The sequence below is a fragment of the Methanosarcina mangrovi genome (assembly GCF_052057765.1).
In the GTDB taxonomy this organism is placed as follows: domain Archaea; phylum Halobacteriota; class Methanosarcinia; order Methanosarcinales; family Methanosarcinaceae; genus Methanosarcina.
This window is the reverse complement of the sequence record NZ_CP195120.1, coordinates 3,802,762-3,817,668: the sequence shown is the minus strand read 5'-3', so window position 1 is coordinate 3,817,668 and position 14,907 is coordinate 3,802,762. Positions and strand designations below refer to the sequence as shown.

Genomic DNA, 14,907 nt, shown 5'->3' with positions numbered 1-14,907 from the left:
ATGTTAACGGGGCATCAGAATCCTGAGGGCTGAAAAAATTATTTCTTAATTACTCAGGGAAGATCCAACTCTGAGAGTAAAAACAGGAGAAAAACAGGAGAAAAGAAATTTTCTCAATATATTTTTACAGAAGTGAAAAATAGATGTTCCTTAAAGAAAACAGAATTGTAGAAAAAATCTGTGAACTTCCGACCACCCTTGGAGACATCTCTGAAAGCATCTTCGGAGGCATCAGCACCAAAAATGGTTTAATGCACAGGCTTGCTGTCCCCGAAGGAAGCGATCCTGACTCGCTTTATCTTTGTGAGGGTCTCTGTAGACCAGTATTTTTAGAACCTGAACTTGTTTATCCCTATGTCTCAGGCATATTTTCCGAAAAATTTGCATTTAACTCCTCCCCTTACCGCTTTATGCTGCCTTATGAGTTTTCGGACAAGGGCAGCAGGAAAGAGTACAGGGTAATCCCTCCAGATGAGCTGAAAATCAGGTTCCCTATGGCATATGGAAGGATTCTGGAATTCAAAAATCAGTTCAGCCACGATAACTCTCCACTTGACTCTGCAGACTACTATAGTGTAAGAGGCAGAAAACTTCTGGAGCACCTTGGCACTCCGAAGATCATCGCTACCGAAGGCTACCATCTGCAGGCAGCCTATGATATCTCCGGAAACCATGTCTTTGAGAACGGCTGCGGTATTGTCCTTAAAGAACCTGAAAAATATCCTTATGTAACTGCAGTCCTTAACAGCCAGATTGCCAGGCTTTTTCCGGCAGTCTGCGAGTCTGAAATGCTGTACTCAAGTTCTGTAACCCCCGCAGTAATGAAACGTTTTCCCATTGTATTTCCGGAAGACAGGCTGACCGAGGACCTGATAACCAGTATCTCCGGCTATCTCATGTTCCTCAACCGGCAGAAGAACGCGAACGGGGCTGCAGGCTGGCTTGATGAGCTCACTGATTTTTATGGGCAGACTTCGAACCTTCTGGTTATGGATACCTACTTTGGAGATGGTATTGACCCGAAGCTTCTGGATGCTCTCGAAGATAATATCCACCCTTATGCAGGAGATATGGAATCCGAAAACAGTGACAGCCTTCTGAGTGTACTCTACTACATAAAGCAGAGGATCTCGGAGACCTCGAACTTTAAAAAGTATGCCTTCGACACCGGATTCTCTGGAATCCTCAGCTTCCTTTAAGCAGGAGAGACTCTGAATTACCTCTTATTTGAGGTTTTATTCGGAGCCCTTTATTTTTTCCCATTTTCTTTTAATTTGCCTCTTTTTCGTTTTTTCTCTTATTGTAATTTCTTTAGTTGCTTAATCCTTCATTATTTTACATTTAGATTTTTATGAAAAAGTTTATATATATCCACCTTTTTTAAACCATGGGGTAAAAGTGCTCTCAGGGTCGAATAGCAGTTTTTTCCGGTTGGAATCGCTGAGCCCGTGAAAGGTTCAGTTCTTTGCTGTGCAGAAGGATTCATTTTCCCTGGCTCCGTTGCTGCGGGAGCATGGAGATCAATCCTGGAAGGTTATTCCCCTCCTTAATGTTCGAAAACTTTAACGAAAATGGCCCTGAGAGAATTTTTAGCCTTTACAGGGCCGGATTAAACTGGCTGCTTATTAGAAGCTAATATTCAAGGTCCGGCCCCTTTCGGATTTTTTCCCTACGGAACTGCATCCGTTTTTCTTTTTGTTTCCGGGGCGGATTCTGAATAATTTGAGTCAGCTCTTAATGATTTAATCCGGCTCTGAAAGATTAAACTGGTTAGAGTGAACCAGTTTGCAAAGTAAGGATAAGTCTACTCATAGATAAATTCCAAGCTTATAAAGAAGTATCCCAAGCTTATAAAGAAGTGAAACCAATCATGTTCTGGAGCAAAAACAGTATTATAGAAAAAGTAAGTGCGATTTCGAATACCCTGGATGATATTGCAGCAGACATTTTTTGCGGGATCAGTACTGACAGCGAATATCTGCACAAGTTAAGCCTTTCGGAAGAAAGTTCTCCTGAAATCCCTTATAAATGCCTGGGCCTGAACAGGGGGATAAACCTCGAACGTGAACTTGTGTATCCTTTCATGGACAGTACCCTCTCTAACGAATATGCTGTCCATCCCTCATCTTATTGTTTTATGCTGCCTTACGAGCTTAAAGCCGATGGGCTGAAGAAAGAATGTCGACTTCTTGAACCCCAGGAATTAAAGGAGAGATACCCCCTGACATATTCCCGGATTACGAAGTTCAAAAACAATTTTAAGCATGATTCCGCACCTCTTTCTTCTACAGATTACAGTGTTAGAGGATGCAAATTGCTGCAGTACCTCAATACCCCGAAAATTGTTGTTTTGGACCATTACAGCTTTCAGGCTTCTTTTGATTCCGCAGGAAACTATCTCTTTGAAAATGGCTGTGGTCTCGTGCTTCAGGACACTTCCAGATATTTTTACGTCCTGGCCGCCCTTAACAGCTCAATTTCAAGGGTCTTCTCCGAGATCTGCCAGAATGACAGACTTTACAATGGGAGTCTGACTCCTGCAGTTTTGAAGCGTTTCCCTCTTGTTTTTCCTGAAGAAAGAAACCTTGAATATCTGATAAGTACCCTTTCCGGTTATCTTACCTATATTCAAGGATATATTTACCGGAATGCTTCTCCTGAGATTTCCGAAAGCGAAGACTACGAACTTCTAAAGTTCTACGAGAGAATCGTAAATCTCCTTGTGCTGGATACTTATTTTACAAAAGATCTTGACCCCCGGTTCCTGGAAATCCTTGAGGAGAATATCGTATCTTCCGGAGAACGTCCCGGAAGCTCTGGATTTTCAGGTTCTGAAGATCCCGGGTCTTTTATGGATAAACTGCAGGCTGTAAAGCAGAATATCCTGGGTACGCCTGATTTCGGAAAATGCAGGTTCAACAGCGAATTTACCAATATCCTTGCAACTCTTAAAAATAATGGAGTCTGGTAAGCAAATAAATCGCAATTTTCCTGGGGTTTTCTGAAGAGACTGCCCTTTTTTAATAATCTCCCTTTTTAAGGATGCTTCCTTTAAGGATTTCCTTTTTTGTCAGATCCCAACATGCAAAGTTTATCTAAAATTTCAGACTTTTTTTTCTTAAGCGGGTGCTGGAGAGATATTCCCTGGGAGAGTTATTCTCGGGGAGAGTTATTCCCGAGGTTACTGTTTTCGAACCTGTCCCTCATGTGCTTTATATGTGCATGAAAGGAGCCTGCATGTCAAATCGCAGGTTAAAATATTTTGTCTATCATTTCTCTTTTTTTTATTTGAATTTGCATTTGGGTCAGACTTTATGTGAGTAAATTCCAGGCAAGCACATAATATAATAAGAGGAAATGTCATAATATATGTCTAATAAGAAGAAACATCATAATATATCTAATCGCAGAGGGTTTCGATAAAGAAGAAATGTCATAATATATCGAATATGAAGAAATGTCATAATATATCGAATATGAAGAAATGTCATAATATATCGAATATGAAGAAATGTCATAATATATAGGGGAAGTTTCATACAAAACTTAAATATGTGGGACACAGTAAGAAAATTCCTACAGGTAATGGAAAGTATAAGAACTCTGGAAAGCTTCAGCCTTTTCAATTCCCTGCTAACCTATCAGTAATTATAATCCGAATGTGCTTCTAAACAGTCCGGGTAAAGATCTGAAAACCCTTGAAATTATATAAATGCTTAATCTGGGCAAAAAATAGTTTGTTTTTCGCAGAGCAAACTTTGTAGCTCTTTATTTTTTTGTTCGGCAAATATAAATCGCGGGAAGTATCCGGAGACCTCTTCTCCTCAACATTTGATCCATAAATTTATATAGATAGTCTTTGTGTACTATTAAAACATCTGGTGTTTTTTTTATTTCTATTTCCTGACTCTCCCGATTCCCTAACAATAATTGAAACAAGGAAGGTCGTCTTATCAGCCTGCAAATCCATACCGCTGCGTTGCCCTTTATGGGAGCATTAATCTTTTCAGGGCTTATATCTACCTTGCTTGCAATCAGGGCATACAAAGCCTTTAATTACCGCAATTTGCCTTTTTCGAAACATTTTGTAATAATTATGCTCTGTATGGCTCTCTGGTCCGTGAATTACGCTTTTGAGATCGGGTCAATGGATATCGAGTATAAGTATTTATTTGCCCGTCTCCAGTACCTGGGGATTGCCTTTGCTCCCGTAGCCTGGTTTTTATTTGCAGCTGAATACTCTGGAGTATGCAGACAACTTGCACGAAGGTATGAGAAACCACTTTTTATTTTTCCCATAGTTGCAATTCTATTGATGCTTACAAACAGCATCCACGGGCTTTACTTTGAAGGTTACTATCTTGACTTCACAGGAGGCTTTCCTCTCCTTGTATTTAAGCATGGGGCCTTTTTCTGGATCTTCTATATATACTCCTTTGTTCTGATCTTTGCGGGAATCTTTTTCTTCTTCCGGCAGTTTGTCCGCCTTACAGCACCTTACGGGACCCAGGCAGCCATTGCCCTTTCGGCAGCCTGTGTTCCGGTACTTGGAAATATACTGCACATATCAGATATAGGGCCCTTTGAATTTTTTGATCCCACACCCTTTTCCTTTGCAATAACCGGCTTGATACTTTTCTGGGGAACAATCGAGCATGAGTTCCTTAACATTATTCCAGTTGCCAGACAGAGTGTGATAGAATCCATGAACGATGGGTATATTGTTGTGGATCTTTCAAACTCTGTAGTGGACATCAATAAAGCAGCCCTTGAACTTGCCGGAAAAGGAAGAAAAGAAGCTCTGGGGACGAACATAAATGAGCTTTTCGGGGAGGGGGTAGAGGTTTTAGGTAATTCGCCCGAGGGAAGGTTTGGGAGGGAAATTTCTCTTCAGATCGGTCTGGAAACAAAGTTCTTCACCGTCAGTGTCAGTCCCCTTTTAACAAGGGATGATGAAGAGGGTGAGCTGGTAATGATCCACGATATCACGGAAATATACCGGTACCAGGAGGCTTTGAAACAGGCAAACAAGAAGATAAACCTGATGAGTAATATTACCAGACACGATATTCTCAATCAGGTGAACGTACTTTCAGGGTATACCGAGCTGATCTCGGAAATGCTTCCCTCCGATGTAAAAGGAGACCCGAGGATCTCAAAATACCTCCGAAATCTTAACAAAGGCATTGAAACAATCCACAGCCAGATCATTTTCACAAAGGATTACCAGGAACTAGGAGTTGTTTCCCCCACCTGGCAGTCTATAAGCGGCCTTGCAAAAGAAGCCGCTTTTGCCTTTTCCGGGCAGGGGTTAAAGTTTTCCATAGAGGATAACGGGCTTGAAGTATATGCCGACCCTCTGCTCAAAAAAGCTTTTTACAACCTTTTTGACAATGCAAGAACCCATGGAGATCACGTCAGTGAGATTGAGGTAAACTCTTACATCACCGGGGAAAGTGTTGTGATCGAAATAAAGGATAACGGCATAGGGGTTTCTCCTGTGATGAAAGAACTTATTTTTGAGAAATCCATAGGTAGAAATACGGGGCTTGGGCTTTTCCTCGTCAGAGGCATCCTTTCCATTACAGGCATGGAAATTACCGAGACTGGGATTGAAGGAGAAGGCGCAAGATTTGAAATCAAAGTCCCGCCAGGGAACTGGCGCAGAGCCTCACCTCAATAAAAAGTATCGGATCTGAATCAAATTTTTTTTCTGATTGAATTATTAATCTTAAAAAAGTTTTCCGCTACATATAAGAACGCATAGAACACGACTTCAAGAAATTAGGCAGAACCTGAGTATGCCATAAATACAGTTGATAGGACAAGTATCAAAGTTGCGATCACCACCGCGATCAGCAGCTTACTTTCCCGGTTGTTAATTTTTTCGGGTCTTTCCCTTGCGTCAAGGAATGCTCCCAGACTTACTCCGGCTCCGATCCCTATTGCAATTCCTATAGCTGCCCCTTCCATAGTACTGCCAAGCGCAGGCCCGAGAATGAAAGCTCCATAAAGGCTTCCGATGGCAGCACCTATGGAAAAGGCAATTACTATCCACCGGTTCTCTTTTTTGTGCTCATCCTGTTTTCCCATTTTTTTCTTCTCACCCGCAATTTCTACATACTTCTGTGAAGTCTCTTAATTTATATTTTTTTATATTTGTTCTTTAGTATATTATAAAAACAAATATCTCCAGAATCCTTCTTTGAGTTAGCAGCCGAATCTCAATGTTCGTAATCTCAACATCCGCAATCTCAACATTCGTAATATCTCTTCATTATGTCTGGTGAAAATATGAGTGAATTTACCCTGAATAAAAGATTTGAAAAGGCGCTGAAAGGCGTGTCCACTGGTACGACTCCTGTCTGTTCCGTAACCCAGACAGGTACTGTCGAACTCATGGAAATGACAGGAGCTTACTGGCCCCAGGCTAACTATGATGCCAGCGAAATGGCGGACCTTGCCCTTGCAGGGCACGAGCTTGCAGGGTTTGAAAACGTGCGCTGTCCTTTCTGTACCACAGTGCTTGCCGAAACTCTGGGCTGTACGGTAGCTGAGGGCAGTATAGATATACAGCCTTACGTGACGGATTTCCCCTGTAAGAAAAAGAAAGATGTAAAGGACATTACAGTTCCTGACTCGCTCCTTGAAAGCCGGAGGACATCGGTAGTCCTGGATGCGGTTGGGATCCTGAAAGAGCGCGTAGGGGAGGATGTGCCTGTTGTTGCAGGACTTGTGGGGCCTGCCGGACTTGCCTCCATGCTTGCGGGCATGAAAAATTACCTTATGTGGTTTGTGACAAATCCCGATGTTGTTGAGGAACTGATGGGAATTCTGACCGAAGCCTGTATAGAATACGCAAACGGCCTACTGGAACGTGGGGCAGACGCCGTAACTCTGATCGATTCCGAAGCAGGACCTGATATTATTGCCCCTCAGATGCTTGAGACCTCGGTTTTTCCCCTCTACAGGAAGTTTTGCCGGGAGGTTCCAGGCTTGAAAATCCTCCATATGTGTGGGGACGCCACAGCCGTCCTTGACCCTCTTGCAGATGCCGGATTTGAGGGCATCAGCATTGAAGAAAAGGTTGGTGTCAGTTTTGCAAAGGGGATTGTGGGCAACCGGGTACGCCTGATAGGAAACGTCTCTTCCTCCGATACCCTGCTGACAAAAGGGCCTGAAGAGGTTATAATCGAAGCCAGGGCATGCCTTGAAGACGGGATCGATATTCTTGCTCCGGGCTGCGGGCTTGCTCCCCATACCCCACTCGAAAATATTAAGGCGCTTTTCAGGGCAAGGGATGAATTCTGCTCATTGTAAATCTTCCGGAGGGACCCCGGGAGGAACCTGTGGTGGAAATTCTTTTAGAAAGCCAGGAGGCGTCCCTTCATTTCTTTTTTTAGGAAGCCTTTCTGAGTCCTTAAGACTTATTATCAGTGCCGAACCCATAATTAAGGCACAACCCGCAAGCGTTTTTGAAGACAGCGTGATTCCAAGCACTGCTATATCAAAAAAGACTCCGCTTACAGGCTCGATAAGGGAAAGGATGCTTCCTGTCTGGGCTTTGAGGTTGGCAAGCCCGAGAACTGTAAAGATCTCCCCGAAACCTATGGAGACTATCCCGAAAGTAGCAAGTATTTTCATGTTACTGTAAAGGATTGCCGGGGATACCTTAAATGCAAAGGGACTCAGTAACAAAAGGGCTATCCCCATGGGCCAGAAGACGATTGCAAGCTCAGGGTATTCTGTTTTCAAAACTTTTACGTTCAGGATCAGAGCCGCAAAGACCACTCCAGAAAGCAGCCCTGCGATCATGCCCAGCATGTAGGTGCCGGTAAGTTCAATGCCGGAAAGCCCGCCTTCGGGCCTGACTATCAGAAAGACCCCTGCGATTGCAATGAAAAGGGCGGCTATACTTTCCTTTCCTATTTTTTCATTCAGGAGAAAAGGGGAAGCCAGCATTACATATATAGGGGCCGTATACTGGAGTAATATTGCAATGGAGACGCAGGTAATCTTCAGGCAGGTAAAATAAAGCATCATGCAAGTAACCACGAGTATTCCCTGCAGGAAAAAGCTTTTTTTCTTTTTCTTTAACCTGAGGTCCGAAGTTTTCCCTCTCGCAACTATATATATAAAAAGAAACAGAAGTCCGAAGAGCAGCCTGTAAAAAATTACTGGAGAAATATCCATATCATGGATACGGGAAATAAAAAGCCCGTTCATGCTGTAGAAGACGCAGCCTGTAATTACTGCCAGATGCGCCTTTTTGCTCTCCAGAAACATTCTGCATCATATACGTATAAAATTTATATATTTATTGGATCTGCATCTGTTGCATAAGATGAAATTATGGTAAAATCGGGTAAAGATGGTGAATTCATATGAAATCTCCCGCAGAAAAAGGGCCCAAAGCGGTCAGGGACAGAATCCCGGAAATTATCCGGAACTCGGGCAGGGAGTGTGCCGTAAAAGAACTTTCAGGCCCTGAATTTCTTTTTGAGCTGGAAAAAAAGCTCGGAGAAGAACTGGTTGAGTACCTTGAGAGCAAAGAGCTCGAAGAGCTTGCCGACCTACTTGAAGTTATCTTTCGAATTGCCGAACTCCGGGGCTCTTCAAAAGAGAGCCTTGAAGCACTCAGGCTGCAGAAAAAACTTGAAAAGGGAGGGTTTGAAAATAACCTGCTCCTGCTCAACCCGCCTGACGAAAAATGCTCTCTTTCGGAATCCCCTGCTGATTCGGCAGAACTCCCGCAGGTAATCCGGCAGGTAGTTTTCAGACCTGAAAATGCGGCAGTAATCGAGAAACACGGGGTCCGGATGAGGATCTATACCACTAAAGAAAGCAGCCGGAATGCAGCTGTCCTGTACCAGGAAACCGAAACCGGGCATGCAGAAGAGTTTGTTCACGAAAAAAGTGATTTCCTGTATTATATTCTTGAAGGGTCCGGTACCTGGGTAATTGAGGGCAGGGAGTATGAAGTAGGGGCGGGGGATGTGGTCATGGTGCCTGCCGGGACAAGGTTCTGGTTCCGGGGCAGCCTGATACAGGTTTGCATAACGGCTCCGGCATGGGAAGAAAAGTATGAGCGCCATATAAGGGATATTGAGCTATAAGGGATATTGAGCTATAAGGGATATCCTGAACTACAACCTTTGCTCTACGATAATCCTTGCTCTACACTGTTTTTCTTCCCCTTGTCTTTATTCTTTACTTATCCCGGGTCCGAAACTTTATTCTTAGTTTATCCGAGTTCGAAACTCGTAACCCCATAAACCTTATCAAGCTCTATATCAGGTTCTTTTCGGCTGTACATGCGGATAGTTTTGAACATCACATCCATGTGATATTTTTTTGCTATTTCCATTGCTTTTTCGTTGGGTTCGGGAACATCAAGATAAATGGTTTCTCCAGGAACCGAAGCTCTGAGAGCTCTGAATATTTTCTCTGCCGTATCCCGATCGTCTGCAAAAAGAGGCCCGATTTTGTATCCTGCCCCGCACCTCCTTATCACCCCGTACCCTTTCAGGGTTCCTTCTTCAAAGGCTGCAAAGGCGTAAGAGTCAGGTTGATTTACCCATTTCTTCAGAAAGCCGGGCCTTGGGGCAGGAAACATCTTCCTGTCGTAGGCAAGCAGTTTTTCAAAGGGGATTTCCTGAATCCTCACAAGCCCACCCGGAATTTCTCCTCCGCCTTTCCCTTCAAAACGCAGGTTGCTGTAAGAGGAGCTGAATTTCATTACTTTCCGGTATTTCTTTTCGTTTTCCACAACGCCGTCAAGCCCGATATTCCTGTCTCCAAGGTGTCCCAGGCATTTTTCGGTCAGTTTCATCCCGATGTCTTTTTTCCGGAATTCGGGTTTGACCACATATAGCCCGAGAAACCCATACGAATCATCATAAGCAACAGCAGAGGCACAGCCTGCAGGCTTGCCTTCAAGCTCTGCAATAAAAAAGCCTTCGTTATCAGCTTCGTAAAAAAGTTCTCCGTCATGGATACCGGGGTTCCAGCCTTCGGCAGCTGCCATCTCAACTGCGAATTCGACTTCTTCCCGGCTCATTTTTCGGATTACAAGTCCTTTTATCTGTTCCGAATCTTTTCCCATGACAGTTTATACTCTCATTTCCTATTTATTTTTTAAGTGCTTCGATGCGGTCTTTTTTTCCTGATGTCAGAGCTTGCAAGGAGTTAAAGTTTTCTTCTCCTGTTCTTCCCTGAGCTTACTATAAGGTAAGCCGCTATAACCGCAGCTGATACGGGATAGATCCCGAGAGGTGACTCTTTTGCTCCTGCCTCGTCTCCCATTTCTTCTCCGGCAGCTGCGCCTGTCTCGTAACCCTCTTCTGTGAACATATAGATGTCCATGGTACCCTTACGCTTGTCCTGCCAGACTATCCGGTTGCCGTCGATTGCAGGGTTACTTTCATATTCCGAGGAAGTGGAAACTGTTTTTTCCTGCCCTGTGGCTATGTCATATATAAAGATGGTCGTTCCCTTAATCCGCCCGTCAGCCCAGACTATTCTTCCGTCCGAGATCGCAGGGGTTTTCTGGGGGGCCGGGTCGATACAAACAGGGGTCGTTTTTCCGCTTGAAAGGTCATACATATAGATATCAAGGTTTCCGTCACGTCTGTCCTCCCATACGATGTAGTTTCCTTCGACCACAGGGTTTGTCTGTCCTGCGGAGTCCGTAACCACAGGGCTTTCTTTGCCTGTGCTGATGTCGTACATGTAAATATCGTCATTCCCTTTGCGTGAATCTTTCCAGACGATGATATTCCCGGAGATTGCAGGCTGGCTCTGGTCCGCCTTGTCTGTTGTTATCTGCGTTTCCTTTTTGGAGCTTATGTCATACATGTAAATGTCAGTATTCTGGTTTCTGCGGTCCGTCCAGACAATGTAGTTCCCTGAAATTGCTGGCTCTTTCTGGTCTGCCCTGTCCTCGGTAACCTGGGTTTTGGCCTCGGAGTCGAGATCGTACAGATAAATATCATAATTGCCTCTATTATCGTCTGAGAATACAATGCGGCTGCCTGAGATCGCCGGTTCGATTTCGTCTTTTGAGCCTGTAAACAGGGCAGTTTCGGTCCTTCCTACGGACATATCGTAGACGTAGATGTCCCAGTTTCCATTCCTTTCATCCTGCCAGACAATGTAGTCTCCTGAGATCACAGGGCCGACCTGGTTGCTGAAAGCCGAGTTAATCTCCTGCTCAGTCCCTTTCAAAGCTTCACTGGCAGCTGAACCTGCATATGCGCTCATTACGATGAATAAGACAACTGAAATAACAATAATCGAAAATTTGCTGTGCCTCAATCTTACACTTCCAATATTCCCTCTGGAGTTTCAGTGCGGGTTTTTTGAGTATAAATACTTTCAACTTCGGATTCTATTTCTGTTTAGTCTTCCGATTTTATTTTCAACTAAATTGTTCCCAGTATAGAATATTTCCAATAGCTGGTTGATCTCTAAAGGATGTATATCTCCCATAGTTTTTAGCGGTTTCTTGCATTTTAGTGTTTTCTTTATTTGAGGGAACACTTCCCTGAATTTCAATGCAAGCCCCGGCCCCACTTCCTGAAGTTAAATCTTCTCCAGCTCAACTTCATTCCTTGTCAGTTTTGCCAGTTTTTCAAGAAATTTCTCTTCATAAGTCTTTTTTACAAGAAAAATAAATTCAACGACATCAGAATATTTTTCTTCTTCTACTTTTCCGTAGTCCTCTATGAGATTTTTAAGCTTTTGAATTTCCGGATATTTGAAACGTATCCTGAACCTTACTTCTTCAAAAACCTCGACAGCACCTGCGTCTTCAATGGCTGAAATTGCGGTTTCCCTGTACGCTCTGGACAGTCCCCCGAAGCCCAGCTTTATCCCCCCAAAGTACCGGGTCACAACCACAGCTGCATTATAGAGCCCTTTTGATTCGAGAACCTTAAAAACGGGTTTTCCGGAGCTGCCTGCGGGCTCTCCGTCGTCATCGTATCTGAAGGCAAAGGAACCTCCTTCCTGTACAAGATAGGCTGAAACATTATGGTTTGCATCTCCATGAAGCTCCTTTATCTCTTTTATGAAAGCTTTTGCTTCGTTTTCATTTCTTACGTGCCTGGCATATCCGATAAATATAGAGTTTTTGAATTCTCTCCGGGCTCTGCCAGAGCTTTTCAGGGTTTTATAGTTATTCAGGGTCTTATCCTCAGCCATCTTTTTCAATTAGTTTCACACTTGAGGCTTTTAAGTTTTGTATATGCGCGCCGGAAGAACTCTATGATATCTTTAATTAATTTTCTGCCGTCCGATGGCTTGCGGCTTTTCCATCTATGCACTTATTTTTCCCGATATCCTTTTTTATAGTCTTGTATCTTCTTCTATTCTTATGCTCGGTGTGTACAATTCCCCTCCTTCTTCTAAAAAAGTCTGACTGGGTTATTTATTGGATATATACCGGGTCCTTCGTTCTCTTATTTTTTTGTCAAATCGAAAAGTTTTAATCTAATTGGCTGTTCATGCATAAATATCTCATATAAAGGTTTCATGAATTTGTATGAGATGGGTGTAAAAAAGGAAGAGAACTTTTAGAGGTAAAACTAATGAAAAAAATGTTAAAGATCATAGCAATGCTCCTTGTTATTGCTACTGTTGTCTTTGCAGCTGGCTGTTCTGACAAGTCCGCTGAACCAGCAGAAGAAGGAGCTTCTGAAGAAGCAGTAGAAGATGCCCCCGTAGCAGCTGAAGATACAGCTGAAGGAGAACTCGCCGCTGAAGAAGAGCCTGCTGAAGAAGAGCTCGAAGAAGAAGAGATTGAAATAGAAGAGACTGAAGTCGAAGAAGAGACTGAAGTAGTCGAAGAAGAAGAGACTGAAGTCGAAGAAGAGACTGAAGTAGTCGAAGAAGAAGAGACTGAAGTCGAAGAAGAGACTGAAGTAGTCGAAGAAGAAGAGACTGAAGTCGAAGAAGAAGAGACCGAGGTCGAAGAATAAACTGCTATGCAGTTTATTCTGACTACAATCCGTGTAGCCTTTTAAGGCTACATTTCTATTTTTAAAATTCCGGGTATAATCAGCTTATAGCCGTGTAAAGCTTGCAATAAGGCATTTTTCAGAGGATTTCTCTTCTTTTGAGTGTTTCTCTTCTTTTGAGTGTTTCTCTTCTTTTATATCATAAATCCAGAAAGCACTAAACAAAAAGTTCTAAACATAATATGGAAAAAATTGGAACTTCATGTAAATATTGGGCTCGCTGAAATCTTCTCAAGGCATCAGGCTTCCTGATAAAATTTTTACTAATAAGTTTCCGGGCAAAGCCGCATTAACTTCAACATCTTTTCTTACTCGAGCTCTGGCGAGAATTCTAACTTTCTTTTACATGCTACTCAGACCTGCTCAAACTCTCTTCTTTTTTCCTGAATTATACCTGAATTTTCAGTTCTGAATCGGGTGTATACGAGCCTTCCAGTGGACTCAAAAAATAAATGGAAACACATATTCGCAAATTTGTTGAGAATCCCTCTTCCGTGAAAAGTGCAGAAAAGTTTTCATTTTTTTTACCTGATTCTTCTGCAACAGCGGTTGATAACGGTTGAAGCAAAGGTACCGTGAGTTCCGGTTCGATTTTATTAACTTCAAAGTTTTTCTATTTAAGTTCAGTTTTCCTTTTAAAAAATTTAGTTTTGCGATCTGAAGAAATTAATTTAAAATCCAAAGCTATTAATCTTTTAGCTTACTATTTATAAAAGTTTAATTATTTTACATACTCAATATTACGGAAGAGTTTTCAGAGGTACTGATATGCAAAAAATGTTAAAGATAATGGCACTGCTCCTTGTAGTTACCACAGTCGTCTTCGCAGCCGGCTGTGCCGAGCAGGGTGAAGAAGGAGCTTCCGAAGAAGGAGCTTCCGAAGAAGGAGCTTCCGAAGAAGGAGCTTCCGAAGAAGCTACCCCTGTCGAGGAGGGATCCAGCGTTGAAGAGAGTGTTTCTGCCGGAGAAATGCCGACCTATATTGTAGGCACTGAAGCCCAGTTCCCCCCCTTTGAGATTGTGGATTCCGGCGGGAATGTGATCGGCTTTGACATTGATCTCCTGAATGCGATTGCTGAAGATCAGGGCTTTAAGGTTGAGTATCTTGACCAGGACTTTGCCGGCCTGATCCCGGCCCTTCAGACCGGAAATATTGACATTATTGCCTCAGGCATGACTATTACCGAAGAACGTGAGGAACAGGTCGACTTCAGTGAGCCCTATATCACTGCAGGCCTGGCTCTTGCAGTAACCGTCGATAACGACGAGATCCAGAGTGTCGATGACCTGCAGGGCAAGACCGTAGCCGTCCAGACCGGGTCCACCGGCTTTATGAAAGCAGAAGAACTCAAGGAAGCCGGAGTCATTGCCGGGATTAAGGACTTCCCCCACGTGAATGAAGCTATTGAGGAACTCAAGATCGGCGGTGCCGATGCAATGATCAATGACCTGCCAGTTACAGAAGCTTTCATTGCAGCCCAGCCAGGCGTAATCAAGATTGTGGGAGAGCCTCTTAACAGCGAGTCCTATGGGTTTGCGGTCCGCTCCGGCAACACCGAGCTCCTTGAAATGATCAATGCCGGTCTTGAAAACGTAACCGCAAGCGGCAAGTACGATGAACTTTTGACAAAGCTGCCCAACTACATGGAAGAGTAAACTTAATTTGTCTCGAGAGCCCGCACATTTGTGCTGCTCTCTCATCTCTTTTCTTTTTTCTCCTGCGTCCCATCATTCTCAAAATATGTACACTGATATCTTTGTTACAAATGATTGGTTTTATATAATGGAAAAGTGTTTTCAGTTATGTATTTCTGTAAAACGCGTATTTGCACTGGATGCAGCTTAAAAAACTCATGTTTGAAAGGCTCTGCTGCGGTCTATTTGCAGG

At 43.3% G+C, this 14,907-nt stretch carries 12 protein-coding genes; 7 read left to right on the top strand and 5 right to left on the bottom strand.

Translation table 11 applies throughout. The features are described from left to right. Positions 1 to 143: 143 nt before the first annotated feature. The 3 genes from ACSAZL_RS16860 to ACSAZL_RS16850 all read left to right on the top strand — a co-directional run bounded on the left by ACSAZL_RS16860 (position 144) and on the right by ACSAZL_RS16850 (position 5,683). Positions 144 to 1,199 (top strand): hypothetical protein, encoded by a 1,056-nt coding sequence (locus ACSAZL_RS16860; protein WP_440945755.1) that lies wholly within the window; start codon positions 144 to 146, stop codon positions 1,197 to 1,199. A 659-nt stretch (positions 1,200 to 1,858) separates the two neighbouring features. Beyond that, entirely contained in the window at positions 1,859 to 2,971 is a 1,113-nt protein-coding gene (locus tag ACSAZL_RS16855) for a hypothetical protein (RefSeq protein WP_440945754.1), read from the top strand. A gap of 1,017 nt (positions 2,972 to 3,988) precedes the next feature. After that, the gene (locus ACSAZL_RS16850) at positions 3,989 to 5,683 is read left to right on the top strand and encodes a histidine kinase N-terminal 7TM domain-containing protein (protein WP_440945753.1); all 1,695 of its coding nucleotides are present in this window, start codon (positions 3,989 to 3,991) and stop codon (positions 5,681 to 5,683) included. 101 nt (positions 5,684 to 5,784) lie between these two features. On the opposite strand, the gene ACSAZL_RS16845 is transcribed toward ACSAZL_RS16850, so the two are convergent. Next, positions 5,785 to 6,093, bottom strand: a complete 309-nt coding sequence (locus ACSAZL_RS16845) for a hypothetical protein (protein WP_440945752.1) — start codon at positions 6,091 to 6,093, stop codon at positions 5,785 to 5,787. Positions 6,094 to 6,294: 201 nt separating this feature from the next. Here ACSAZL_RS16845 and mtaA point away from each other — a divergent pair, with 201 nt between their 5' ends. Continuing rightward, positions 6,295 to 7,320 (top strand): methylcobamide:CoM methyltransferase MtaA, encoded by a 1,026-nt coding sequence (mtaA, locus tag ACSAZL_RS16840; RefSeq protein WP_440945751.1) that lies wholly within the window; start codon positions 6,295 to 6,297, stop codon positions 7,318 to 7,320. Here the strand turns inward: mtaA and ACSAZL_RS16835 are convergent. Further along, positions 7,312 to 8,286: a DMT family transporter gene (locus ACSAZL_RS16835; RefSeq protein ID WP_440945750.1), complete on the bottom strand. Its 975-nt coding sequence runs from the start codon at positions 8,284 to 8,286 to the stop codon at positions 7,312 to 7,314. The two genes, mtaA and ACSAZL_RS16835, sit on opposite strands and share 9 nt — an antisense overlap. Positions 8,287 to 8,384: 98 nt before the next feature. Between ACSAZL_RS16835 and ACSAZL_RS16830 the strand changes: the two genes are divergently transcribed. After that, on the top strand, positions 8,385 to 9,116 hold the full coding sequence (locus tag ACSAZL_RS16830) for a cupin domain-containing protein (protein ID WP_440945749.1): 732 nt from the start codon (positions 8,385 to 8,387) through the stop codon (positions 9,114 to 9,116). A 128-nt stretch (positions 9,117 to 9,244) separates the two neighbouring features. Here the strand turns inward: ACSAZL_RS16830 and ACSAZL_RS16825 are convergent, their stop codons facing one another. From ACSAZL_RS16825 to ACSAZL_RS16815, 3 genes are all read right to left on the bottom strand, one after another. Further along, on the bottom strand, positions 9,245 to 10,105 hold the full coding sequence (locus tag ACSAZL_RS16825) for a GNAT family N-acetyltransferase (RefSeq protein WP_440945748.1): 861 nt from the start codon (positions 10,103 to 10,105) through the stop codon (positions 9,245 to 9,247). An 83-nt stretch (positions 10,106 to 10,188) separates the two neighbouring features. After that, positions 10,189 to 11,316 carry a DUF5050 domain-containing protein gene (locus tag ACSAZL_RS16820; RefSeq protein WP_440945747.1) on the bottom strand — a complete coding sequence of 376 codons (1,128 nt, stop codon included), beginning with the start codon at positions 11,314 to 11,316 and terminating at the stop codon, positions 10,189 to 10,191. Between the two features lie 267 nt (positions 11,317 to 11,583). Next, positions 11,584 to 12,204: an IMPACT family protein gene (locus ACSAZL_RS16815; protein ID WP_440945746.1), complete on the bottom strand. Its 621-nt coding sequence runs from the start codon at positions 12,202 to 12,204 to the stop codon at positions 11,584 to 11,586. 386 nt (positions 12,205 to 12,590) lie between these two features. Between ACSAZL_RS16815 and ACSAZL_RS16810 the strand changes: the two genes are divergently transcribed. Continuing rightward, a complete protein-coding gene (locus ACSAZL_RS16810) occupies positions 12,591 to 12,980 on the top strand; it encodes a hypothetical protein (protein ID WP_440945745.1) in 390 nt (129 codons plus the stop codon). 807 nt (positions 12,981 to 13,787) lie between these two features. Next, a complete protein-coding gene (locus tag ACSAZL_RS16805; RefSeq protein WP_440945744.1) occupies positions 13,788 to 14,675 on the top strand; it encodes a basic amino acid ABC transporter substrate-binding protein in 888 nt (295 codons plus the stop codon). Positions 14,676 to 14,907: the final 232 nt, after the last annotated feature.